Below are 22809 nucleotides of genomic sequence, written 5' to 3' on the forward strand. Positions count from 1 at the left end.
CACGTTACTGACATATGGGGCAGGGTAGACCTGCCCCAAATCCGTTTGAATTGAGGAGAGCCTAAAGATGGCAATCACAGCAGCAATGGTTAAAGAACTGCGCGACTCGACTGGCGCAGGCATGATGGACGCAAAAAAAGCGCTGACCGAAACCGGCGGCAACATGGACGAGGCTGTTGACTGGCTGCGCACCAAAGGTCTGGCCAAAGCGGCGAAGAAATCGGGCCGTACAGCAGCCGAAGGTCTGGTCGCTGTTCACGTCAACGGCGGCACCGGCGTTGCAGTCGAAGTGAACTCGGAAACCGACTTCGTTGCGAAAAACGCTGAATTCCAGGAAATGGTCGGCAAGATCGCATTTGCTGCAGAAGGTGTTGACGATGTTGACGCGCTGCTGGCGGCTGACCTGGGCGGCAAAAACGTTGCCGACACGCTAACCGACAAGATCGCCACCATTGGCGAAAACATGTCGGTTCGCCGTATGGCCAAACTGTCGGGCGACACGGTTGTGTCCTACGTCCACAACGCGGCCACCAATGGCATGGGTAAAATCGGCGTTCTGGTTGCTCTGACCGGTGGTGACGAGGCGATCGGCAAACAGATTGCGATGCACATCGCGGCTGTGAACCCGGCGGCCCTGTCCGAGGCGGATATGGATCCGGCTATCGTCGAGAAGGAAAAGCAGGTTCAGATGGACATCGCCCGTGAATCCGGCAAGCCGGAGCAGGTGATCGAAAAGATGATCATCGGCCGTATGAAGAAATTCGTCGCCGAATCGACTCTGCTGAACCAGCAGTTCGTTGTGAACCCTGACCTGACCGTAGAAGCGGCGGCCAAAGAGGCAGGTGCAACCATCACCGGCTTCATTCGTCTGGAAGTGGGCGAGGGCATTGTGGTCGAAAAAGAAGACTTCGCAGCCGAAGTCGCCAAGGCGGCTCAGGGCTAAGGCCTTTCAAAGGCCCCGGTCTGGGGCCTTTTCAAAGCATCGAAACGGGTTGCGCGGTCGCAGCCCGTTTTTTTTGTTTTCGTCAAACTGAGAATAGATTGGAGGGCCCCGCATGATGGGGATGGTCGAGGCCCCCCAAATTTCCGACCTAGCGACGCGGACAAATAGGCGCCCCTGTGTCAGAGTGATCAGAGAGCTTTGATATTGCAAAGATCTGATCGAAGTGTTCCCTGGCTAAAGCCACCACTCACGGAACAAGACCAATTTGCAATTTTACGTACCAATTCGGAAGTCATGTTTTCCTTACCTAGGGTAAGCTGTCATGAATACCCCAGCGCTCAGGCTTCCATAAGGAACATCTGATTGTGCAGAGATGCCTTTAGTACGGCCTGTGCTGTGGTCTCAACCGACAGGGATTCACGCGCCAGTCTCAGGTGCTTTTCTACGGTTGCCGAGGTCAGCCCCATCAACAGCGCAATATCCTGCGTAGTCTTGCCATCGCCGACCCATTCCAACGCTTCGCGCTGCCGCTTTGTTAGTGCACGATTGGGCGGGTTGTAGGGCAGGGTCAGGATTTTCAGATGCGCCATATTGTTCATGAGCAATATGTCATCGCCGTGCTCAGCCCAGATCGCGTCAACCTCATCCTGACTAAGCCCATCCTGCGCTGACAGCGAAATGGCGCCTTTTGAGCGCAAAGAAACAGAGTTGAAACTGACCGTGTAGCCGTTCACAACGCCCATTGATCGATTGAAATCGATCACTCTCTGCTCTTCAACACTCATCTGGCCTGTAGACATCATCTGTTGGATCATTTGCCAACTGGCCGCGCCTTCATTATCCAGCGCCCATTTGAGCATTGGGGCGTGAAAATACATCCCATGTTGCAGAAAGCCATCCGTGTAGGCCGGATCATGGTTGGACAGGATCACAAAGTCTTCGGGATCGCCCAACGAGGTTTCGGTCCGGTACTGCGTATAACCATAAATCAGCCGGTCAAAGCCGAACTGCGCCATCTGGCGGCAATGGGCGTCCCACAGCTCTTCCAGCGTTTTGGCATAGCTCACAAAGTGCAGATACTCGTTTAGCTTCATCTGCCACCCGTTGACCCAAGATGGGCCGCGATGGCGTCTAGCGCCAGAACGTAGCTTTGCGCACCAAATCCGCAGATTTGCCCCAGTGCGACTGGCGCGATAAAGGACTTATGACGAAACGCTTCACGGGCGTGAATATTCGACAGATGCACTTCGACCAGCGGTAACCCGACGGACGAGATCGCATCCATCAGCGCCACGGATGTATGCGTATAGCCGCCCGCATTCAGGATCAGCCCATGCTGTGTCTCGCGCGCGGCGTGAATGGCATCAATCAAGGCACCTTCGTGGTTCGACTGGAAATGGGTTACGGTCAGACCAAGCTTAGCGCCATGGTCAACGCACAGATCCTCGACCATCTGCAATGTGGTGCTGCCATAAACCTCTGGCTGGCGGGTGCCAAGCAGGTTCAGGTTCGGACCATTCAAAACCAGAATGTTCGTCATGTCTTTTTATTCCCCATCACTGGTTCATAGCCACGATTAGCCTGAGTTGTCTACTGCGCTTTGTTGCGCAGTGACACAATCCCTGCTGGCTGCAGAACCGTCTTTCACGCCGTTCTGTGACCCTCAGGTCGCGCCCGGTGTGATGACCAGTTTGCCCAACACAGAACGATCCGCCAGTAGCTTCAACGCATCGGCAGCCTGATTCAGGGGGAACTGTGCGCTAATACGGGGTTTGATTTGACTCTTTGCGTAGAGCGTAAATAGCTCTGCCACATTCTGTGCATGACCCTGGGGATCTCGAAACACCGACGCGCCCCAAAAGACGCCAACGATCTGGCACCCTTTGAGCAGAGGTAGGTTCAGCGGAAGGTTGGGGATGCCGGCAGGGAAACCCACCACCAGAAAACGCCCGTTCCACGCCATACTGCGCAATGCGGGCTCAGAAAACGGCCCGCCGACGGCATCATAGACAACATCCACGCCATTGGGACCTGCCAGCGCTTTGATCTGGCCCGAGAACGCCTTTTGGGCGTCTCTATCCATCTCGCGTGGATAAACGATTGTCTCATCCGCACCAATCTGTTTGCAAAATGCGGCCTTGTCCTCTGATGACACGGCGGCGATCACCCGCGCACCCATGGCTTTGCCCAGCTCAATCGCGGCAGAGCCGACACCACCTGCGGCCCCCAAGATCAACATGGTTTCACCGGCTTGAAGCAATGCCCGGTCCTTGAGCGCGTGGTATGAGGTGCCATAGGTGAAAATGAAACAGGCCGCGTCCTCATAGGGCATGTCATCCGGGAACTTGATGGCAGTTGCGGCCTTGATCGTCAGATGAGTCGCAAACCCGCCATGACCCGTCAGCGCCAGAACCCGATCACCCGGTTCAAACCCTGTTACGCCCTCGCCGATGGCCAGAACTTCTCCGGCAATCTCACCGCCGGGGGCGAAGGGGCGCGGTGGTTTCATCTGATAGAGGTCACGAATGATCAGCGTGTCCGGGAAATTCACCCCGGCTGCTTTCACAGCGATCAACAGCTCGCCCTTGCCAGGCGATGGATCGGGCAGGGTGGTCAGTTCCAAAGTCTCTGGCCCACCGGGGGCGACGCTGAGTAATGCTTGCATGTTGACCCTGTTGTCCCTGTTATTCCGGTATCGGAAACTTTTGAGGCTGGGTTATGTATTGTCAACGGCCACCTCTGGTTCCCGTCACGGCAACCGGCACCACGTGTAAGTGAGGAGACACGCATGACCCCCGAAACCCTTTTTTCACTTCAGGGTAAAACCGCGCTGGTCACAGGCGGGGCCACTGGAATTGGCCGCATGGCTGCCGAGGCGCTGGTGCGGGCCGGGGCCCATGTGATGATCGCCTCACGCAAGGGTGAGGCGTGCGCTGCGGTCGCTGAAGAACTCAACGCGCTGGAGGCGCCGGGCAGTGCGGTAGGGTTTGCGGGCGACCTGGGCAGCAAAGAGGGGATCGAGGCGCTTGTTTCTGACATCAACGCGCGGACCGAGACGCTTGATATCCTTATGAATAATTCTGGTGTCAGCTGGGGTGCGCCGATGGGGCAATTCCCCTATGAGGCTTGGGATAAGGTGATGTCTGTCAACGTGACGGGCATCTTCGAGCTGACGCAAAGACTGCTGCCGTTGCTGATGAAATCCGGAACAGCCGAGGACCCGGCGCGGGTCATCAATGTCGGTTCGGTGATGGGTGAGGTTCCAATGGGTGATGGTGCTTACAGCTATGCCGCCTCGAAAGCAGCTGTGCTGCATCTGACCAAAATCCTGGCCAAAGAACTGTCGCCCTATCATGTCACCGTAAACGCCCTAGCCCCGGGGCCCTTTGTGTCTAAGATGACAGCTTTTGCCACCGCGGATGAGGGCACGCGCGAAAAGGTCGGAAAATCGGTGCCTTTAGGGCGCGTAGGTCGGGATGAGGATATTGCAGGCTGTATGCTGTTCCTTTGTGGTCGTGGCGGAGGATACGTAACAGGTGCAGTCATTCCGGTGTCGGGCGGTATTAACGTCGTAACCGCTCCGAATATCTTTGCCGAAGCCCTTTAGGTGAGGATCGGACATGACAACCAACACCGATTTGGACCTGGCTGCTATCGACGCCTATCTGTCAGCGCATCTGACGGGATATAGCGGCCCACTCGAAGCCCGAAAATTTGCGATCGGGCAATCTAACCCGACCTATGAACTGCTCACACCCGATCGATCCTATGTACTACGTCGCAAACCCCCGGGGGTGCTTCTTAAATCAGCCCATGCGGTAGATCGCGAATTTCGCGTGCAAAGCGCCTTGGCCGACAGCCCGGTTCCGGTGCCCAAGATGCTGGCGCTGTGCGAGGATGAAACCGTCATAGGTTCAGCCTTTTATGTCATGGAGCATCTTAAAGGTCGGGTCTTCCTGCAACCCACGCTGGAGGGGGAAAGCAACGAAGTTCGCAGTGCCATTCTGGATGAAATGAACCGCGTTCTGGCCGAGCTTCACATGGTGGATATCGACGCAGTCGGCCTGTCTGACTACGGGCCAACCGGCAATTACTTTGAGCGTCAGATATCCCGCTGGACCAAGCAGTATCGCGCATCTGAAACCTCCGATATTGCTGATATGAACGCGCTTATCGAAGCGCTTACCTCTGCGATCCCCGACGATGATGGGCAACGCACGCTGGTGCATGGAGACTACCGCATCGACAACCTGATGTTTGCCGCAGATGGGACGGACTGTATCGGCGTTCTAGATTGGGAGCTGTCCACAATCGGTCATCCTTACGCCGATCTGGCCGCGGTGATCATGCAATGGCAGATGCCACCGGGCAAAGAGGGGCGCGGCTTGGCTGGTATTGATCGCGATCAGCTCGGCTTGCCCAGCGACGCGGACTTTGTCGCGCAGTATTGTGCACGGCGGGGGTTGCCGGGGATTAATAACTTCGGCTTCTACCTGGCGTTCAACTTCTTCCGAATGGCCGGAATCCTACAGGGTGTCTATAAACGTGCGCTGGACGGAAACGCCTCAGATCCGAAACGCGCCCAAGCATTCGGGGCCTACGTTCCCGTTTTTGCACAGCATGGCTTGGCTGCACTTAAGCAAGATTAATATATCGCGATAGAGCTTTGTTTTGGATCACTTATGTAGCGCGAGTTCCAGATCCAGATTGCCCAGACTGTTCTTTCCAAAGAACATCTCAGACCCTGCAAACATGCTGGGCACGCCAAAGACGCCGCGCCTGACCATAGCCTTGGTTTGCTCTTTCAACATCTGCTTAGTTTGAGGCGCGGCAATCGCCTCACGGATTTTGCGAACGGGCAGTTCTGCCTCACGCAGGATGTCGGTCAGCACACCCAGTTCTTCTACCTTTTGACCATGCACCCAGATTGCATCAAAAACGGCACCTATATATTTGTTTTCCCATGATTTACTCGATGCATAATATGCGCCGCGCATGACGAATTTGCTATTGATCGGGAAGTGCGGGCTCATGTGGAAACTCACGCCGCGCCGCCGGGCAAAGCGATGCAGGTCATGTGTCAGATAGGCCGTTTTCTGACGGTTTTCGGAATACGCCTTGAACGGGCTCTGGTTGTTGGTCGACTTGAAAACACCGGACAACAGCACCGGGATCGGGTTGATCTTCGCCTTGTGCTTTTTGGCAAGTTCCGGCAGCATCTTGTATGCAAGAAACGCGTTTGGGCTGCTGAAATCGTAAACGAAATCTATAGTTTGCACCATGTTGATACTCCAATCCGGGGTGTCAGCAGATTTTAGAACAGGCACACAACGAATCCGCGACAAGGGCCGTCTTTATGTGGAAACAATCGCTTATGGGCAGGGCAAAGCAAAGGCCAATTTTCTCGATTTATCACTGACCAGTTTCACTCAGCAAAGCGACAGATTTCATGACACACCCCGTGCACAGCTTTGACCCAGACCGACTTAACCGAATTCGCAGTTGGATGGAGCGTTACGTCACCGAACGTAAATACGCAGGCAGCGCCTTTCTGCTGCATCACAAAGACGCCGAGGTGTTTTTTCATGCCTGTGGTCAGCGCAGCATTGAAAATAAAGTGCCATTCCAACGCGATACTCTGGCGCGGATTTATTCGATGACCAAGCCCATTACCTCGGTCGGGTTGATGATGCTGGTCGAACAGGGTTTGATCCACCTTGATGCGCCATTGTCTGAATTTATACCGGAATTTAATGATATACAGGCCCTTGTTCCTGGCGCCACCCGACTGGATCAAACCGAAACAGCAACCAGTCCGACGCTGCATCACCTGCTGACGCATACAAGCGGTCTGAGCTACTCGTTCAATCCCGGCGTTTTGCCTGAGGCTATGGAAAGGCAGGATTTGCTGTTCAAACCCAATCAGGGCCTTCTGGCAGATCGGGTCCGTGATCTGGCGCGCTTACCGCTGGCGTTTCAACCCGGTGCGCGTTGGGAATATTCCGTCGGCATCGACGTTCTGGGTCGCGTGATCGAAATTGTCTCGGGCCAACCGTTGGATCAATATTTCGACCGGCAGGTCTTTGCGCCTCTGGGCATGTGGGAAACCGGTTTTTCCGTGTCCAAAGGGGCAGGGGATCGCTTTGCGTCGCTTTATTCTCCCTTATCGGGTGATGCGATGGCGCTGAACTCAGCCGAAAGGGGCGGTGAAACACTGCGAATGGTGGATGAGGCCGGGTCGTCCCCCTTTGAAAACACCTCGACTTTCTCGGGTGGGGGCGGATTGATCGGCACCATCGATGATTATGCCAAATTCGTCGGAATGTTGCGCAATCGAGGGTCAGCAAACGGGCATAGGCTTCTGTGCCCGAGAACCGTAGACTTTATGCTTTGCAATCACTTACCCGGCGATATTGCATCAATGGGTCCCAGCAGTTTTGCCGAACAACCGATGGAGGGGATGGGCTTTGGCATCGGTGGATCCGTGGTTCTGAACCCTGGAAGGATGCGCGTGCCCGGCTCGGTTGGCGATTTCAGTTGGGGCGGCATGGCCTCAACCTATTTCTGGCTGGATCGAGAAAACGATCTGAGTGGTATCTTTTTCACTCAGTCGTCGCCCTCGAGTTCTTATCCGTCACGGGCCGAGTTAAAGGCGCTGGTACTAGGCGCGGTGATTGATTGATCCGAAGGCGACTGATAGGCGGATATCTGTCACACTCAGAGAGCAGAATATGACCGAAGCAGAACGCATTCTTCTTGATCTTTTAGATGTTGAACGTCTGGAAGTTGATCTGTTCCGGGGCACGGGGTCCGGTGGTGAAACACCAACGCGTATCTTCGGCGGCCAAGTGATCGCACAGGCACTGGCCGCGGCCTATAGAACAGTCGAAGATCGGTTATGTCATTCGCTACACGCCTACTTCATCCGCCCGGGCGATCCATCGATACCCGTTATATATCAGGTGGATAGAGCGAGAGATGGAAGTTCCTTCACAACCCGCCGTGTGGTCGCAATTCAGCATGGAAAACAGATATTGAACATGTCCGCTTCGTTCCATGTCCAGGATGAAGGCTGGACGCACCAACATCCGATGCCGGATCTGGATGCGCCCGAAAGCTATCCCGCGCGGTCCGATTTGCGCCATCAATATTTGGAGCGCGTTCCCGAGAAACTGCGCGGTGAATTGCTGCGTGAACGTCCCATCGAGGTGCGTGAGGTGGATCACCTTGATCCGTTCAACCCCGTGGCTGCTGACGACCGCAATCAAATCTGGTTCCGGATGGGGGCTGCGGAAACTGCGGACACGCGCACTCAGCACCTGTTGCTGGCATATGCCTCGGATATGAGCTTGCTGAGTTCTGGCATGCGTCCACACGGGCTCAGCTGGTTTACTGGTCAGGTCAACGGCGCGAGCCTCGATCACGCGCTATGGTTCCATGCTCCAGTGCAGTTCGACAATTGGCATCTTTACGCGATGGATTCGCCGTGGACAGGGCAGGGCCGGTCATTCAACCGGGGCTCTATTTACACACAGGACGGAGTTTTGGTCGCTTCTGTTGCTCAAGAAGGTTTGATGCGTAAACCGAAGACTTAAGTACCTTCCACAAAGGCTTGATTTAGCTTGCGCATTCCGGCCAACCAGCGATCGTAATCTGCCGTTTTGTGTCGCATATAGTCTAGCACCTGAGGGTGCGGGAGAACAAGAAACTGCTCAGCCCGAATGGCCTCAACGCAGGCGTCTGCAACGTCCTCGGGTTCGAGCATTCCATCTATGGAAGCGACCGATGTTTCGTGTCCGCGCGTCATCTCGGACCGAACGGCTTGAGGACATACCGCAGACACACGCAAGCCCTTGTGGCCGTAGGTCAGCGACAACCATTCGGCAAATCCAACAGCTGCGTGTTTTGTGACGCCATACGGAGCGGCCCCTGGCTGGTTCAGTAAACCAGCAGCAGATGCGGTGATCAGAATGTAACCCTGGCCGCGCTCAAGCATTTTGGGCACAAGATGGCGTGCGGCCCAGACATGAGACATCACGTTTATGTCCCAGATGCGGTTCCAGTCTTCATCTGGCACATCCAAACCGCCAAGCGTCAGTATTCCGGCATTGGCGCAAAACAGATCGATCGGCGCGATCTCAGCTTCAACATGGTCGATCAACGCCTTGATTTGGGTTTCGTTTGATACATCACAAGGATAGGCGTGACCACCGATGTGAGTGGCCAACTCTTGCGCGGCCTTAATGTCGATATCTGAACAGACAACCGTGGCACCATCGCGGGCGAAGCGTTCCGCCAGACCTTTGCCAATTCCACCGGCAGCGCCCGTGATGACGACTGTTTTTTCATTCAGTTCCATTTAACGGTTCCAAGGTTAGTTCAGGTTGGTACGGTAAGTCGTTGTTTTCAGGCGTCGCGCTATCCTCAATATTTACCATAATATCAATTATGCGATAATTGTATCTCAATCATCTGGGCCACCTGCCAGGCGCATGGTGGCCCGATTTCAGGTGTTTTCAGTAGAACGCCTGCAGCCCAGTTTGCGCGCGTCCAAGGATCAGCGCATGGACATCATGTGTGCCCTCATACGTGTTCACAGTCTCTAGATTGACCATGTGGCGGATCACGTGGAACTCCAGCGAGATACCGTTGCCGCCATGCATGTCACGCGCCATGCGCGCAATGTCGAGCGCTTTGCCGCAGTTATTGCGTTTGACGATTGAAATCATCTCGGGCGCGGCCTCAGCCTGATCCAACAAACGCCCAACACGCAGACTCGCCTGAAGCCCCAAAGCGATTTCGGTCTGCATATCGGCCAGTTTGCGCTGGAACAGCTGAGTTTGCGCCAGAGGTTTGTCAAACTGTTTGCGGTCCAGACCATATTGCAATGCCGCATGCCAGCAGCTTTCTGCAGCCCCCATGACGCCCCAGCTGATGCCATAGCGCGCGCGGTTCAAACAGCCGAACGGGCCTTTCAGGCCTTGAACATGCGGCAGCAAGGCACCCTGGCCCACTTCGACGCCGTCCATCACAATCTCACCGGTAACGGATGCGCGCAGGCTCAGTTTGTTTTCAATCTTAGGCGCGCTGAGACCTTTGAGGCCTTTGTCCAGAACAAAGCCCCGGATCTTACCGTCATGGGCATCAGATTTGGCCCAGACGACAAACACATCAGCAATCGGGGCGTTTGATATCCACATCTTGCTACCGGTCAAACGGTAGCCGCCATCGATCTTCTCAGCCCGTGTTTTCATACCCGCCGGGTCCGACCCAGCATCCGGTTCGGTCAGGCCAAAGCAGCCAATCCACTCGCCCGAGGCCAGTTTCGGCAGGTATTTCCGGCGCTGATCTTCGCTGCCGTAGGCGTAGATCGGATACATGACCAGAGAGCTTTGCACCGACATCATCGAACGATAGCCGGAATCCACCCGCTCAATCTCGCGCGCGACCAATCCGTACGAGACGTAGTTGCCACCCAGACCGCCATATTCTTCGGGAATGGTTGTGCCCAGCAGGCCCATTTCCCCCATTTCACGGAAAATCTCGGGGTCGGTTTCTTCGTTCTGATAGGCTTGGGTCACACGCGGTTGCAGCTTTTCCTGCGCATAAGCGCGTGCGCTGTCGGTGATCATCCGTTCGTCTTCGTGCAACTGGTCGGTCAGGCGGAACGGATCCTCCCACGAAAATTTACCCAAATCGGGGGCATCCTTTGCCCGCAAGGTCGGTTTCGTCTGAGGCGCGTTCATTGTGCTTCTCCGTTGGATCAATTTTGCCGAACCCTAGCGCGGGTCCGACGCAAACAACAACAGGAGTTTGGCACATTGTGACAATCAAAGACAAAGCGGCGTGAACGACCCCGCGCCCCCTGCCCCTGGCTTTAGCCCAAGGCGTATCCGGCACCACGCACGGTGCGCACCGGGTCTTCGCCACCATGCTGCGTCAGTGCTTTGCGAAGCCGTCCGATATGCACGTCAACGGTGCGCGTATCGACATAGATATCGCGTCCCCAGACCCGATCCAGCAATTGCTCACGGCTCCAGACGCGACCAGGCTTTTCCATGAAAGTGCTTAGCAGGCGGAATTCGGTCGGGCCCAGTTTCAGCGGTTTGCTGTCGCGGCTGACCTTGTGCGTTTCCGAGTCCAGGATGATATCGTCAAATTCCAACAGAATCCCGACCGTTGCCGGACGTACACGGCGCAGTTGGGTGCGCACACGCGCCATCAGCTCGACCACCGAGTATGGCTTGACCACATAGTCATCCGCACCTGTTTCCAGCCCGCGTACCTTATCCACCTCTTCCGAGCGCGCCGACAGCATGATGATCGGGATCGAACGGGTATCGGGCCGCGTTTTCAAACGCCGGCAAACCTCAATCCCGCTGAGATTGGGCATCATCCAATCCAGCACGATGATATCAGGGCAATCTTCGTCGACCAGCAACAATGCTTCGTCGCCGCTGGCCGCTTTGGAGACCCGAAAGCCTTCGGCCTCAAGATTATAGGCCAGCACTTCCCGCTGGGCTAATTCATCCTCGACAACCAGGACAGTCGGTTGATCTGCGGACATGATCTGCGTCTCCTAGACGGTTTGCGACGTGTTATCGGCCTTGGGCCGGGCATCCGCCGGACGCTCACCCGTAACCAGATACACCACCTGCTCGGCAATCGAAGTGACATGGTCGCCCATGCGTTCGATGTTCTTGGCGATGAAATGCAGGTGCATACAGGCCGAGATGTTGCGCGGGTCCTCGGCCATGAAGGTCAGAAACTCGCGGAATAAGCCGTTATACATCTGATCGACTTCCTCATCACGATTGATGACGTCAGTGGCAAGTTCGGCATCGCGCTGAATATAAGCATCCAGCGCATCACGCAGCATCAGTTCAACCTCGCGCGCCATGCGGCGCAATGCGGCAGCACTGCCGTTGATCTCGCCCGCATCGACCAGAACCGTGGTGCGTTTGGCGATATTCTTGGCATAGTCGCCAATCCGCTCAAGGTTGCCCGACACTTTCAGAACCGACAGCACAAGGCGAAGGTCGCTGGCGGTTGGCGCGCGCAGCGCAATCAGGCGCGCTGTCTCTTCATCGATCACCTCTTCCAGCGCATCGATGGCCTTATCCCCTTCGCGCACCTCTTGCGCCAGTTCCACGTCGCGGGATTCAAGGGACCGGGCCGCGCTCATGATGGCCGCTTCAACCAGCCCGCCCATCTTCATGATATGCGCCTGGATCGCCTCAAGGTCGCGGTCGAAGGCAGATGCAATATGTTGTTCGCTCATTTCGGTCATATCTGAATACCTGTGCTCAGCCGATGCGGCCGGTGATGTAGCTTTCCGTGCGCGGGTCTACGGGGTTGGTAAAGATCGTTCCGGTTTCGCCGAATTCGACCAGATTGCCGAGATGGAAGAAGGCGGTTTTCTGGCTTACCCGTGCGGCCTGCTGCATCGAGTGGGTAACGATGACCACCGAATATTGCGCGCGCAGCTCGTCAATCAATTCCTCGACCTGGGCCGTGGCGATCGGATCCAGTGCCGAGCATGGCTCGTCCATCAGCAGAACTTCGGGTTCTGTTGCAACGGCGCGGGCAATACACAGGCGTTGCTGCTGCCCACCTGACAGACCGGTGCCGGGCGAATCCAAGCGATCCTTGACCTCATCCCAAATTGCACCGCGGCGAAGGGATTTCTCAACGATTTCATCCAGTTCAGCTTTGTTCTTGGCCAATCCATGAATGCGCGGGCCGTAAGCGACGTTGTCGTAGATCGATTTCGGAAACGGGTTCGGTTTCTGGAACACCATGCCGACCTTTGCACGCAGCTGAACAGGGTCAACGCGCTTGTCATAAATATCTTCGCCATCCAGCTTAAAGCTGCCCTTCACCCGCGCGATGTCGATTGTGTCGTTCATCCGATTCAGACAGCGCAGGAACGTGGATTTACCGCAGCCCGACGGCCCGATGAAGGCTGTGACAGTCTTGTCTTCGATATCGACATTCACGTCTTTGATGGCGTGAGTGTCACCGTAAAAGACCTGGCAGTCCCGGCACTCCAGCTTGATTTCATTGGTATCCACTTGTCTCTCCACTCGTGACATGTCGTTCATGGGTCTGCCCTTCTTACCAGCGGCGTTCAAAGCGGCGGCGCAGAATGATTGCGATGATGTTCATTGTCAGCAGGAAAATCAAAAGGATGATGATCCCGCCCCAGGCTTTTTCGTAGAAACCGACATCCGCGCGCGCGGCCCAGGTGTAGATCTGGGCGGGCATGGCCGAGTTCGGCTCGGTAAACCCTGCGATGAAACCATCGGGGTAACCACGGGCGACAAAGCCCACCATGCCGATCAACAGCAAGGGTGCGGTTTCACCCAACGCCTGTGCCAGACCGATGATGGTGCCGGTCAGGATACCGGGCGCGGCCAATGGCAAAACGTGATGGAACACCGCCTGCATTTTCGAGGCCCCTACCCCAAGCGCCGCATCGCGGATCGACGGCGGAACCGCCTTCAACGACGCACGGGTTGAGATGATGATGGTGGGCAGAGTCATCAGCGTCAGCACCAGACCACCGACCAAAGGCGCCGATTGCGGCAGGTGCATGAACTGGATGAAGACGGCCAAACCAAGGATGCCAAACACGATCGACGGAACCGCGGCTAGGTTCGAGATATTCACCTCGATCAAGTCCGTAAATTTGTTCTGTGGCGCGAATTCTTCCAGATAGATCGACGCGGCCACACCGATGGGCAGCGACAGGCCCAGCACAACCAACATCATAAAGAATGAGCCCACGACCGAGGCACCAATCCCAGCACCGCCGGGATTATCTACGCCCGAGTCTGCCCCGGTGATGAAGGGCCAGTTAAAGACCTGTTTGATGATGCCAGCCTCTTGCAGCGCATCCACCAGATCCAGGTCGCTTTTCTGCAAAAAGCGACTGTCCTGAATTGTGTCGCGCGATACACGGCCTTTGTAGTAGCCATCGACGCGGCTGGAGGCGGCCAGATCAAATTCGATAGGTTCACCCAATTTGTCCGGGTTGTTTGCATAGAAGGTTCGGATGGTTCCGCCAACCTTACCCAGCAGACGCTCAATCGCGGCTTCGTCGAAATCGACCTGAAGGCCGCTTTCATCAAGTTCTTTGTTGAGGGCCGCGATGAACAGGTCAGAATAGGCTTTGGTCTTGAACAGCGTGCCTTCGGCCTCTTCCTGTTCTTGTTGGGTCAGAGTGAACTCTACGCTGACAACGGTCCGGGTGAAGGCCGGAATACCCTCGGACAGGATTGAGGCGAACAGGACGATCAGGAAGAACAGACCGGTCGCAATCGCGACGATACCATAGGCACGGAAGCGCTTTTCCGCCTTGGCGCGTTTGCGGGTCCGCGCATCATACGCAGTCAAGGAAACAGCGTGGCGACCCGTTTCTGGGTTTTGCATGCTTGCGTCGGTCATTCGTACTGCTCCCGGTACTTGCGCACGATGTAAAGGGCAAAGACGTTCAGCCCAAGCGTGACGATGAACAGCGTCATGCCTAGGGCAAAGGCAACCAGTGCCTCGGGTGAGGCGAAGTCTGCGTCACCTGTCAGCTGGCTGACGATCTTTGCGGTCACGGTTGTCATGGCCTCAAAGGGGTTCAGGCTGAGCCTTGCGGCGGCCCCTGCCCCCAGAACCACGATCATGGTCTCACCAATGGCACGCGAGGCGGCCAAGAGGATCGCGCCGACGATGCCGGGCAAGGCAGCGGGCAAAACCACCTGTCGGATGGATTCGGACTGTGTAGCACCCAACCCATAGGAGCCATCGCGCATCGCCTGTGGCACTGCGTTGATGATGTCGTCGGACAAAGAAGAAACAAACGGGATCAGCATAATGCCCATGACCAGACCGGCTGTCATCACTGCGGTGCCCGCTTTCATCCAGCCCAGCCCGTTGTCCCCGAACACGTCCAGCAACAAGGGACCGACCGTCAGCAAAGCGAATAGACCGTATACAATTGTTGGAATTCCGGCCAGCACCTCAAGCATAGGTTTGGCAATCGACCGTACCGCAGGCGAGGCATATTCGCTGAGGTAAATTGCGGCGAACAAGCCGATGGGCACAGCCACCAGCAGGGCGACGATGGATATATAGAGCGTGCCCCACAGCAGCGGGATGATGCCCAGTTCCGACAAACCGCCACGGCCAGAAAAGCTGGGCGACCAAGTCAGGCCAAAAAAGAACTCTGGCGCGGGGTAGAGCTTGAAAAACTCCCACGTATTGAACACCAGAGATAGAACGATACCTACGGTGGTCAGAATGGCAATCGAGGCTGCAGCTAAAAGCAGAAATCGCACGCCCTGTTCAACAACGTTGCGAGCGCGATAGTCGGGCTTTGTTTGCAACCAACCTGCCCCAGCCCCCACCACCGCCACCATCAGTACGACAACAGTCATTATGCCATACCCGACAGCATTCAGTGCACGATAGCTTTGTGCGGCGTTCAAAACCGGTTGGATGATATCGGAGGTCACCACCTGACCCGAATCTTTCAGACTTTGCGTCACAGCAACCAAGTCAGCAGCGGGATTACTGGCGGAGGCTTCGCTCAGGTTTCCCTGCGCTACAGCCGCTTGTAGGCCAGCAGCGGTACGACGCACCTCGGCCATGACCAAGCTAAGGGAAGATCCCTCTTTCACGGCAGTTTCAGGGATCATCCCAGAAACCTGGGAATTCACATACATAGGCTGCACCAGCAGCCAAACGATCAGAATGCCAAAGGCTGGCACAATCGTCTTAAGAAGTACATTTGCGCCGTAATAGGATGGCAGCGAATGCAATTCTCTTATGTCGCCACCTGCGCTCTGGAGGGCGCGGGACCGTCCAAGGATATAGCCGAGCACAGCGATCACAAACACGATCAGAGTAAGCCAAACTATCGGCATCACACCCCCACAATTTCTGATTGGGCAAAGTCAAAGAAAGGGACGGCGAGATTCGCCGCCCCGGTTTGTTCATCCACAGATCGCGCTTAGCTGCCCGAACCCATGGTGACTTCGTTGGCAATCGCGTCCTGAGTTTTTGCCAGCTCAGGGTCCGCAACCAGGCCGTAGTTCGCCAGCGGGCTGGACGGGCCAGCGATTTCGTCGGCTGTAAAGAACTGCGCATATTCTTTCAGGCCCGGAATGACCCCGATATGGGCTTTCTTCACGTAGAAGAACAGCGGGCGCGACACAGGGTATTCACCGGTTGAGATGGTCTCGGTCGACGGTGCAACACCCGACATGGTCGCAACTTTCAGCTTGTCGGTGTTGTTCTCGTAGAACGCCAGACCAAAGATGCCGATACCGTTCGGGTTGGTGTCGATACGGGCCAGGGTTTCGGTGTAGTCGCCGTCGATATCGACAGACTTGCCATCGGTGCGAACAGCCAAGCAGGCATCTTCTGCGTCATCTTCGCTCATGCCGCCAGCGATCATCGCTTCCATGGCACCAGTTGTTTCACAGCCGATCAGCAGAACTTTTTCTTCGAACACTTCACGTGTGCCGTGCTTGGTGCCGGGGATGAAGCCTGCGATTTCAACATCAGGCAGATCGCCGTTGAACTCGGCCCAAGTGTTGTATGGGTTGTCAACGATCGCGCCGTCTTTCAGAACCTTCGCGCCCAGTGCGTTGAAGATGTCGGCAGGCTCGAACGCGGTGAAAGCGGGGCCAGACTGCTGGCTTGCAAAGACGATGCCGTCATAACCGATGCGAACTTCCATGATGTCGGTCACGCCGTTTTCGGCACAGGCTTTGATCTCTTTTTCGCGGATCGCACGCGACGCGTTTGCGACGTCGATGGTGTTTTCGCCAACGCCTTCACAGAAGCGCTTGAGGCCAGCCGAAGAACCGCCCGATTCAACAACAGGTGTTGGGAAGTCGGTGTTTTCACCAAACAGTTCAGCAACGATCGACGCGTAAGGCAGAACGGTCGAAGAACCGGCAACCTGAACGTTGTCACGAGCAGCAGCAGCAGTGGCCGAAACAGCAGCGATCGCCAGCGCAGAAGCCGACAGTTTTACAAAGGACATTACAGTCTCCCTGAAAAAGGAACATTTGATCACCCCCATGATGATCCTGCGGGCACGTCTAAGTGCGATGCGTAAGCCTTTTGTGACAGGTTTGTAACAGTTGTATGACAGTCGGTGCTAAATCTGCGCTATAGACGCAAAGCGGCCATGCATCGTTCACATAACAACCGCATACACAGATGTATGACTAAGGGTCGCCGCTCTATCTTGGTAGAATAACGGTGAAGACCGATCCTTTGCCGAGATCGCTTTCGACCCGCAACCGCCCCCGATGGCGGTTGACGATGTGTTTCACAATCGCCAGCCCCAGGCCTGTGCCGCCCAGTTGCCGCGAGCGATGGCTGTCGGCGCGATAGAATCGCTCTGTCAGTCGTGGCAGATGCACCGAATCGATCCCCGGCCCTTTATCGACGATCTGAACCCGCACAGCCGGACCACGCACTGCCGTGTCCCGCTCGGACGGTGCGATACGAACCTCGACGCTGCCGCCGCTGCCACCGTATTTGATCGCGTTTTCGACCAGATTGGTGAAGACTTGCCGCAACTGATCGCTGTCTCCGGTGATCGAGACCGGGTCATCAGGCGCGGTCAATGACAGCACAACATCTGCATCTTCAGCCAAGGGTTTCAAAGAATTCAGCGTCGATTCCAGCAAGCCATTCAGCTCCAGCTGTTCTTTCGGACGCACCCGTTCTTCGCTTTCAACACGGTTGAGCGACAACAGATCACCAACCAGACGGTTCATCCGGTTCGCCTCGTCGGTCATGATCTGCAAAAAACGATCCCGCGCCGCCGCATCCTCGCGTGCCGGGCCGCGTAGGGTTTCGATAAAGCCCATCAAAGCGGTCAATGGCGTGCGCAATTCATGGCTGACATTGGCGACGAAATCACGCCGCATCTGACTGGCCTGCTCCAAATGGGTTATATCCTGAAATACGGCCAGAACCGCCCCCCCGGAGACCGCGCCGATCCCGTTCATATAGCGGCACTGCATCTCGAATGTCGTGTCCTGCGCACCATCGTTCGACAAGTGCCGGGTCTTGCGCGGGCCTTTGCTGCGCAGGCTTTGTTCCATCGCGTCGATCACCTGCGGCTGACGCAGAATCGTTGCAAAATGTCGGCCCAACATGTTCTGGCCCAAAAGCGTGCGCGCATCGGTATTGGCTGCAATGATACGTTCAGTCTGATCAACCATCAACGCCGGCATCGGAATGGCCGATACAATTTCCGCAAGTAAATCCTCTGACATCGCCTGTAACCTTGTTCGCTTCGGCCTGTTAGGACTCGGACGTTAGAGTTTCACGAAACCTGCGCATGTTTTCCTGATAGTATTGCGCACTGAAGGTGATCCGCTGCGCTGCGGAGTTGTCCAGTTGGCGCACGACCTTACCGGGCGATCCCATTACCAGAGAATTATCCGGTATCTCTTTGTTTTCGGTGATCAAAGCCCCTGCCCCGATCAAGCAGTTCTTGCCGATCTTTGCCCCGTTCAGAACAATCGCGCCCATACCGATCAGGGTGTTTTCGCCAATAGTGCACCCGTGCAGCATGACCTTATGGCCAATAGTGCAGTTCGCCCCAACGGTCAGCGGAAAGCCCGCATCGATATGCATCACGCAGTTTTCCTGCACATTGCTGCCAGCGCCGACGCGAATTTCTTCGTGGTCCGCTCGGATGGTGCAGCCGAACCAAACCGATGCGCCCTGCTCTAGCACCACTTTGCCGATCAGATTGGCGTCCGGTGCAACCCAAGTGTCTTCGTGTATTTCGGGGGCGTCTTTGCCCAAAGCATAGATTGGCATCACAGGGCCTCGAATTCATTTTGTAGTTTGCGCACGTGGTCTTGCAGCCTGGGTTGCTGAATACGGCGCATGCGTTCGGCGCTGACAATTGTTTTCAGCTTTTCTTCGGTCGCATCCAGATCGTCATTAACCAGAACGTAGTCGTAATAGCCCCAATGGCTGATCTCATCCCAGCTTTTGAGCATGCGTTTGGCGATCACATCCTCGCTGTCTTGGCCGCGGGTTTCCAGGCGGCGGCGCAGTTCCTGGATCGAGGGCGGAAGGATGAAGATCGACAAAGCGTGTTTGCCAAGGTCGGAATTGCGGATCTGAACCTCACCCTGCCAGTCGACGTCAAACAGAACATCTCGACCTGCGTTGATCGACTCGCGCACCGGTCCGGCCGGAGAGCCATAGAAATTCCCAAAGACGTGGGCGTGTTCCAGCATCTGGCCGTCGGCGACCTGCTGTTTGAACGCATCCTCGGTCTGGAAATAATACTCGCGTCCATCCTGCTCGCCGGGACGCGGTGCGCGGGTGGTGGCCGAGATCGAAAACTCCAGCCCCTCATCCCAGGCCATCAAACGCCGCGCCAAAGTGGATTTGCCGGCGCCCGAAGGCGAAGACAGGATGATAAGAAGGCCCCGACGATCTGCCATTTCAATATGTTCCGTCATTATTCAACATTTTGTACCTGCTCGCGCATCTGATCGATCACAGCCTTTAGTTCCAATCCGACCGAGGTTAGGTCGGTGCTTTGCGCCTTGGAACACAAGGTGTTTGCCTCGCGGTTGAATTCCTGCATCAGGAAATCCAGTTTACGACCCACCGCCCCGTCCTGAGCCAGCAGATCACGCGCGGCGGTCACATGGGCGGTCAGGCGGTCAATCTCTTCGGTTACGTCTGCCTTGACCGCGATCAGTGCCAGTTCCTGCGCCACCCGTTCCGGATCGGCGCCCTGCACATTCTCCATCACCCGCGCCAGATTCTCGCGCAGGGCTTCGGCCATTTTGTCCTTGCGCTGTTCTGCCAGATCAGCCGCTTGCGCGGTCAGCGCCGCAACCTGATCCAACTGCGTCGCCAGAACCTCAGCCAAAGCCTCACCTTCGGTTTGACGCATCTGCAGGAACGCGCCCAGCAATGCGGGAAAAGCCTTGATCAGATGCGCGACCAGAGGGGCTGGATCATCGCTATCAGATCCCGCATCCATCATGCCTTTCAGGCCTAGCAAATCCGTCGCTTTGGACGGGGTCAGCGCAATACCTTTGGCCTCAGCCATGTCCTGGGTCTGCTGCAACGCCTCCAGCGCGGCGGACATCGCGGCTGCATTCAACGCAAGCTCGGTAAGCGTTTCGTCCCGACTAATGCGCATCGAAAGCGTTACGTTACCACGGCTCAAAGACTTGGACAGGGTGGCGCGCAACCCGGCCTCAAGCCCGGTCAGCCAATCCGGGACGCGAACGCGCAAGTCCAGCCCCTTCCCGTTAACGCTGCGCAGCTCCCACGTCCAGCTATGCGGGCCAAACTCGCCCGTCCCCGAGGCGAACCCGGTCATGGATTTGATCATGACAGCCCTTTCTTTGGCTTCCGCATTTTTCAACACTTGCCGCACCTAATGCCATTGGCCTTGCAAGGGCAAGAGTTTGCTCAAGCTGCAATTCATCCGCAGAAGTTAACCATTCGTTAAAGAATTCCTCCAAAATTGTATTAACCCGTGTCAATTTGGCCAAAGCAAAGGCTGTCGGGCCGCAGATGCCCAGGATGCGTTGCATTTTATGAAAATAGCGGCTGAATGGCGTTAGGGTGATGGAAATGAAAACCTTTTTCGGGACTGATTCCGGGTCAGAATTTGGAAAGATCGTCGCAATGGATCGCTTTGACAGTGGACGTTCTCTTTCGCCGATCCGTCAGGCCGAGGCGTATTGGACCGCGCTGCTGTCGGGCGACGGGGTGCCCATGCGGTCGCAAATCGATCCGCGCGGATTGGAAAATGTGCTGGAATACACATTCATTCTGGAACGCATCGCGCCTGGATTGGCCCGGTTTCGATTGGCGGGAAGCCATCTGAATAAGCTTGCCGGTATGGAAGTGCGCGGCATGCCGCTGACTGCGTTCTTCGAGGCCGAAGCACGACCCAAAGTCAAAGAGACATTGGAACAAGTGTTCAGCGCGCCCGCCACGGCCGAGCTTGGCCTGACATCCAGCGGTGCATTTGGCCGCGCCCGTATGCAAGCCCGGATGATCCTGCTGCCCTTGCGAAGCGATCTGGGTGATGTCAGCCGTGTGCTGGGCGTGATGCTTAGCGATGGTGCCATAGGGTCGACCCCGCGCCGTTTTGCGATCTCAGACGAGCGGATCAAGCAGGTTTCTGATCTACACAGCCCAGTCGAACCTCAGCGTGAGGTCGCAGGCTTTGCCGAAGATCAGACCGAGTTTGGCCGAAGAAGCCATCTGCGGCTGGTCGTCTCACGCGACGACTAGCCGCCAAAAAAAACGGCGAGCCATTGGCCCGCCGTTCCGGTTCTTGGATTACCTTATTCAGCTGGCCGCGCGCTTGGAACCGTTCCGGCGCAGATTGGTCAGCTCTTCCGCGACCAGGAACGCCAACTCCAGCGACTGCGACGCGTTCAGGCGTGGGTCGCACGCGGTGTGGTAGCGGTCGGACAGATCTTCTTCGGTCACAGCACGCACGCCGCCGGTGCATTCGGTCACATCCAGACCGGTCATCTCGAAATGCACACCGCCAGGGATGGTGCCTTCGGCTTGATGCACGCCAAAGAAGTCGCGCACCTCGCGCAGGACCGAGTCAAACGGACGTGTCTTATACCCCGTGGCCGACTTGATCGTGTTGCCATGCATCGGATCGCAGACCCAGGTGACCTTGGCGCCCTCTTCCTTCACGGCTTTTACCAGACGCGGCAGATGCTCACCCGCCTTACCTGCCCCGAAACGCGCGATCAGGGTCAGGCGACCCTCTTCGTTTTCCGGGTTCAGCTTGGACATCAGAACCTTTAGGTCTTCGGCGGTTGTTGTCGGGCCGCATTTCAGACCAATCGGGTTCTGAACGCCGCGACAGAATTCAACATGCGCACCATCGGGCTGACGGGTCCGGTCACCGATCCAGATCATATGACCCGAGCCAGCCAACCAGTTGCCTGAGGTTGAATCCAGACGGGTCAGCGCCTCTTCGTATTCCAGCAACAGCCCTTCGTGGCTGGTGTAGAATTCGACGGTCGAGAATTCATGCGTCGTGTCCGCAGTGATCCCGGCAGCGCCCATAAAGTCGATGCTGTCCTGAATGCGATCTGCGATCTCGGAATATTTCTGCACGTCCTGATCGTCGGCGAAGCCCAGCGTCCAGGCATGAACACGGCTCATATCCGCGAAACCACCGGTCGAGAACGCACGCAGCAGGTTCAGCGTGGCGGCGGCCTGTGTGTAGGCCTGCAACATCTTGGACGGATTCGGAATCCGTGCTTCGGGTGTAAAGGCCAGTTCGTTGATGATGTCGCCGCGGTAGCTGGGCAGCTCAACCCCATCCACAACTTCGGTCGGCGCGCTACGCGGTTTGGCAAACTGGCCCGCCATACGGCCCACTTTGACCACTGGCACTTTGGCGCCATAGGTCAGAACCATCGCCATCTGCAGCATCACCTTAAAGGTGTCACGGATCGCATCCGCGCTGAATTGTTCAAAGCTTTCAGCACAATCCCCGCCCTGCAAGAGGAAAGCCTCGCCGCGACCGGCGGCACCCAGATGTTGCTTTAGACGCCGCGCCTCACCGGCAAAGACCAGCGGGGGATACTGAGAAAGCTGCGCCTCGACTTTGGCCAGGGCGGCCGCGTCGGTATAGTCTGGCATCTGAACCCGGGGCTTGTTGCGCCAGTTCGTTTTCTGCCATTCGGTCATAGCCTTGATCTCCGCTGATAGTATTCAGGTCGTCTCTATACAAAATGCAATGAAGAGTGACCATATCCCATTTGCGCCTCTTGACGTCGGAAACAAGCTTTGAGCATGGTGTCTGGCAAAATACGCGCGAC

At 56.3% G+C, this 22809-nt stretch carries 23 protein-coding genes; 6 read left to right on the forward strand and 17 right to left on the reverse strand.

Annotated features, from left to right (window positions below; genetic code table 11):
* Positions 1 to 67: 67 nt before the first annotated feature.
* The gene (gene tsf, locus ABLN87_RS03360; RefSeq protein WP_353007591.1) at positions 68 to 943 is read left to right on the forward strand and encodes a translation elongation factor Ts; all 876 of its coding nucleotides are present in this window, start codon (positions 68 to 70) and stop codon (positions 941 to 943) included.
* Positions 944 to 1281: 338 nt separating this feature from the next.
* Here tsf and ABLN87_RS03365 read toward each other — a convergent pair whose 3' ends face one another.
* From ABLN87_RS03365 to ABLN87_RS03375, 3 genes are all read right to left on the reverse strand, one after another.
* Complete coding sequence (locus ABLN87_RS03365; protein WP_353007594.1) at positions 1282 to 2037, reverse strand: LuxR family transcriptional regulator; 756 nt, start codon at positions 2035 to 2037, stop codon at positions 1282 to 1284.
* Positions 2034 to 2483, reverse strand: a complete 450-nt coding sequence (aroQ, locus tag ABLN87_RS03370) for a type II 3-dehydroquinate dehydratase (protein WP_353007596.1) — start codon at positions 2481 to 2483, stop codon at positions 2034 to 2036. The genes ABLN87_RS03365 and aroQ overlap by 4 nt, the downstream gene beginning before the upstream one ends.
* 123 nt (positions 2484 to 2606) lie before the next feature.
* Complete coding sequence (locus ABLN87_RS03375; RefSeq protein WP_353007598.1) at positions 2607 to 3608, reverse strand: NADPH:quinone oxidoreductase family protein; 1002 nt, start codon at positions 3606 to 3608, stop codon at positions 2607 to 2609.
* A 123-nt stretch (positions 3609 to 3731) separates the two neighbouring features.
* On the opposite strand from ABLN87_RS03375, the gene ABLN87_RS03380 reads away from it, so the two are divergent.
* Both ABLN87_RS03380 and ABLN87_RS03385 read left to right on the forward strand, forming a co-directional pair.
* Positions 3732 to 4550: an SDR family NAD(P)-dependent oxidoreductase gene (locus ABLN87_RS03380; RefSeq protein ID WP_353007601.1), complete on the forward strand. Its 819-nt coding sequence runs from the start codon at positions 3732 to 3734 to the stop codon at positions 4548 to 4550.
* A gap of 13 nt (positions 4551 to 4563) precedes the next feature.
* Positions 4564 to 5592, forward strand: coding sequence for a phosphotransferase family protein (locus ABLN87_RS03385; protein WP_353007603.1), 1029 nt, complete (start codon positions 4564 to 4566; stop codon positions 5590 to 5592).
* Between the two features lie 27 nt (positions 5593 to 5619).
* Here ABLN87_RS03385 and ABLN87_RS03390 read toward each other — a convergent pair whose 3' ends face one another.
* Complete coding sequence (locus ABLN87_RS03390) at positions 5620 to 6225, reverse strand: 2-hydroxychromene-2-carboxylate isomerase (RefSeq protein WP_353007606.1); 606 nt, start codon at positions 6223 to 6225, stop codon at positions 5620 to 5622.
* A 167-nt stretch (positions 6226 to 6392) separates the two neighbouring features.
* Between ABLN87_RS03390 and ABLN87_RS03395 the strand changes: the two genes are divergently transcribed.
* Together ABLN87_RS03395 and ABLN87_RS03400 are read left to right on the forward strand one after the other, a co-directional pair.
* Complete coding sequence (locus tag ABLN87_RS03395) at positions 6393 to 7625, forward strand: serine hydrolase domain-containing protein (protein WP_353007608.1); 1233 nt, start codon at positions 6393 to 6395, stop codon at positions 7623 to 7625.
* 49 nt (positions 7626 to 7674) lie between these two features.
* Positions 7675 to 8538: an acyl-CoA thioesterase gene (locus tag ABLN87_RS03400; RefSeq protein ID WP_353007610.1), complete on the forward strand. Its 864-nt coding sequence runs from the start codon at positions 7675 to 7677 to the stop codon at positions 8536 to 8538.
* On the opposite strand, the gene ABLN87_RS03405 is transcribed toward ABLN87_RS03400, so the two are convergent.
* From ABLN87_RS03405 to ABLN87_RS03460, 12 genes are all read right to left on the reverse strand, one after another.
* Positions 8535 to 9302 carry an SDR family oxidoreductase gene (locus tag ABLN87_RS03405; RefSeq protein ID WP_353007612.1) on the reverse strand — a complete coding sequence of 256 codons (768 nt, stop codon included), beginning with the start codon at positions 9300 to 9302 and terminating at the stop codon, positions 8535 to 8537. The genes ABLN87_RS03400 and ABLN87_RS03405 overlap by 4 nt on opposite strands.
* 157 nt (positions 9303 to 9459) lie before the next feature.
* Positions 9460 to 10689, reverse strand: a complete 1230-nt coding sequence (locus ABLN87_RS03410) for an acyl-CoA dehydrogenase (protein WP_353007614.1) — start codon at positions 10687 to 10689, stop codon at positions 9460 to 9462.
* A 131-nt stretch (positions 10690 to 10820) separates the two neighbouring features.
* Positions 10821 to 11510, reverse strand: coding sequence for a phosphate regulon transcriptional regulator PhoB (phoB, locus tag ABLN87_RS03415; protein WP_170536733.1), 690 nt, complete (start codon positions 11508 to 11510; stop codon positions 10821 to 10823).
* 12 nt (positions 11511 to 11522) lie between these two features.
* Complete coding sequence (gene phoU, locus ABLN87_RS03420; protein WP_353008377.1) at positions 11523 to 12224, reverse strand: phosphate signaling complex protein PhoU; 702 nt, start codon at positions 12222 to 12224, stop codon at positions 11523 to 11525.
* Positions 12225 to 12249: 25 nt separating this feature from the next.
* Complete coding sequence (gene pstB, locus ABLN87_RS03425) at positions 12250 to 13047, reverse strand: phosphate ABC transporter ATP-binding protein PstB (RefSeq protein ID WP_353007616.1); 798 nt, start codon at positions 13045 to 13047, stop codon at positions 12250 to 12252.
* A gap of 13 nt (positions 13048 to 13060) precedes the next feature.
* The gene (pstA, locus tag ABLN87_RS03430; protein WP_353007618.1) at positions 13061 to 14392 is read right to left on the reverse strand and encodes a phosphate ABC transporter permease PstA; all 1332 of its coding nucleotides are present in this window, start codon (positions 14390 to 14392) and stop codon (positions 13061 to 13063) included.
* The gene (gene pstC / locus ABLN87_RS03435) at positions 14389 to 15861 is read right to left on the reverse strand and encodes a phosphate ABC transporter permease subunit PstC (protein WP_353007620.1); all 1473 of its coding nucleotides are present in this window, start codon (positions 15859 to 15861) and stop codon (positions 14389 to 14391) included. The genes pstA and pstC overlap by 4 nt, the downstream gene beginning before the upstream one ends.
* A gap of 86 nt (positions 15862 to 15947) precedes the next feature.
* Positions 15948 to 16988, reverse strand: a complete 1041-nt coding sequence (locus tag ABLN87_RS03440) for a substrate-binding domain-containing protein (RefSeq protein ID WP_353007622.1) — start codon at positions 16986 to 16988, stop codon at positions 15948 to 15950.
* Positions 16989 to 17190: 202 nt separating this feature from the next.
* Entirely contained in the window at positions 17191 to 18237 is a 1047-nt protein-coding gene (locus ABLN87_RS03445) for a sensor histidine kinase (RefSeq protein WP_170536724.1), read from the reverse strand.
* 28 nt (positions 18238 to 18265) lie between these two features.
* Positions 18266 to 18790: a gamma carbonic anhydrase family protein gene (locus ABLN87_RS03450; protein WP_353007625.1), complete on the reverse strand. Its 525-nt coding sequence runs from the start codon at positions 18788 to 18790 to the stop codon at positions 18266 to 18268.
* On the reverse strand, positions 18790 to 19428 hold the full coding sequence (gene gmk / locus ABLN87_RS03455) for a guanylate kinase (protein ID WP_353008378.1): 639 nt from the start codon (positions 19426 to 19428) through the stop codon (positions 18790 to 18792). Before gmk ends, ABLN87_RS03450 begins: the two co-directional genes overlap by 1 nt.
* A 17-nt stretch (positions 19429 to 19445) precedes the next feature.
* Positions 19446 to 20336: a YicC/YloC family endoribonuclease gene (locus ABLN87_RS03460; RefSeq protein WP_353007627.1), complete on the reverse strand. Its 891-nt coding sequence runs from the start codon at positions 20334 to 20336 to the stop codon at positions 19446 to 19448.
* Positions 20337 to 20581: 245 nt separating this feature from the next.
* Between ABLN87_RS03460 and ABLN87_RS03465 the strand changes: the two genes are divergently transcribed.
* Positions 20582 to 21250: a PAS domain-containing protein gene (locus ABLN87_RS03465; protein WP_353007630.1), complete on the forward strand. Its 669-nt coding sequence runs from the start codon at positions 20582 to 20584 to the stop codon at positions 21248 to 21250.
* Between the two features lie 57 nt (positions 21251 to 21307).
* On the opposite strand, the gene ABLN87_RS03470 is transcribed toward ABLN87_RS03465, so the two are convergent.
* On the reverse strand, positions 21308 to 22678 hold the full coding sequence (locus ABLN87_RS03470) for a class II 3-deoxy-7-phosphoheptulonate synthase (RefSeq protein WP_353007632.1): 1371 nt from the start codon (positions 22676 to 22678) through the stop codon (positions 21308 to 21310).
* Positions 22679 to 22809 lie beyond the last annotated feature (131 nt).

Source organism: Ruegeria sp. SCP10, from assembly GCF_040329495.1.
Classification (GTDB): Bacteria; Pseudomonadota; Alphaproteobacteria; order Rhodobacterales; family Rhodobacteraceae; genus Ruegeria.

Excerpts from the sequence above, each read along its gene's own strand:
- tsf (WP_353007591.1), top strand. The coding sequence starts at position 68 with ATGGCAATCACAGCAGCAATGGTTAAAGAACTGCGCGACTCGACTGGC.
- ABLN87_RS03365 (WP_353007594.1), bottom strand. The coding sequence starts at position 2,037 with ATGAAGCTAAACGAGTATCTGCACTTTGTGAGCTATGCCAAAACGCTG.
- aroQ (WP_353007596.1), bottom strand. The coding sequence starts at position 2,483 with ATGACGAACATTCTGGTTTTGAATGGTCCGAACCTGAACCTGCTTGGC.
- ABLN87_RS03375 (WP_353007598.1), bottom strand. The coding sequence starts at position 3,608 with ATGCAAGCATTACTCAGCGTCGCCCCCGGTGGGCCAGAGACTTTGGAA.
- ABLN87_RS03380 (WP_353007601.1), top strand. The coding sequence starts at position 3,732 with ATGACCCCCGAAACCCTTTTTTCACTTCAGGGTAAAACCGCGCTGGTC.
- ABLN87_RS03385 (WP_353007603.1), top strand. The coding sequence starts at position 4,564 with ATGACAACCAACACCGATTTGGACCTGGCTGCTATCGACGCCTATCTG.
- ABLN87_RS03390 (WP_353007606.1), bottom strand. The coding sequence starts at position 6,225 with ATGGTGCAAACTATAGATTTCGTTTACGATTTCAGCAGCCCAAACGCG.
- ABLN87_RS03395 (WP_353007608.1), top strand. The coding sequence starts at position 6,393 with ATGACACACCCCGTGCACAGCTTTGACCCAGACCGACTTAACCGAATT.
- ABLN87_RS03400 (WP_353007610.1), top strand. The coding sequence starts at position 7,675 with ATGACCGAAGCAGAACGCATTCTTCTTGATCTTTTAGATGTTGAACGT.
- ABLN87_RS03405 (WP_353007612.1), bottom strand. The coding sequence starts at position 9,302 with ATGGAACTGAATGAAAAAACAGTCGTCATCACGGGCGCTGCCGGTGGA.
- ABLN87_RS03410 (WP_353007614.1), bottom strand. The coding sequence starts at position 10,689 with ATGAACGCGCCTCAGACGAAACCGACCTTGCGGGCAAAGGATGCCCCC.
- phoB (WP_170536733.1), bottom strand. The coding sequence starts at position 11,510 with ATGTCCGCAGATCAACCGACTGTCCTGGTTGTCGAGGATGAATTAGCC.
- phoU (WP_353008377.1), bottom strand. The coding sequence starts at position 12,224 with ATGAGCGAACAACATATTGCATCTGCCTTCGACCGCGACCTTGAGGCG.
- pstB (WP_353007616.1), bottom strand. The coding sequence starts at position 13,047 with ATGAACGACATGTCACGAGTGGAGAGACAAGTGGATACCAATGAAATC.
- pstA (WP_353007618.1), bottom strand. The coding sequence starts at position 14,392 with ATGACCGACGCAAGCATGCAAAACCCAGAAACGGGTCGCCACGCTGTT.
- pstC (WP_353007620.1), bottom strand. The coding sequence starts at position 15,861 with ATGCCGATAGTTTGGCTTACTCTGATCGTGTTTGTGATCGCTGTGCTC.
- ABLN87_RS03440 (WP_353007622.1), bottom strand. The coding sequence starts at position 16,988 with ATGTCCTTTGTAAAACTGTCGGCTTCTGCGCTGGCGATCGCTGCTGTT.
- ABLN87_RS03445 (WP_170536724.1), bottom strand. The coding sequence starts at position 18,237 with ATGTCAGAGGATTTACTTGCGGAAATTGTATCGGCCATTCCGATGCCG.
- ABLN87_RS03450 (WP_353007625.1), bottom strand. The coding sequence starts at position 18,790 with ATGCCAATCTATGCTTTGGGCAAAGACGCCCCCGAAATACACGAAGAC.
- gmk (WP_353008378.1), bottom strand. The coding sequence starts at position 19,428 with ATGGCAGATCGTCGGGGCCTTCTTATCATCCTGTCTTCGCCTTCGGGC.
- ABLN87_RS03460 (WP_353007627.1), bottom strand. The coding sequence starts at position 20,336 with ATGATCAAATCCATGACCGGGTTCGCCTCGGGGACGGGCGAGTTTGGC.
- ABLN87_RS03465 (WP_353007630.1), top strand. The coding sequence starts at position 20,582 with ATGAAAACCTTTTTCGGGACTGATTCCGGGTCAGAATTTGGAAAGATC.
- ABLN87_RS03470 (WP_353007632.1), bottom strand. The coding sequence starts at position 22,678 with ATGACCGAATGGCAGAAAACGAACTGGCGCAACAAGCCCCGGGTTCAG.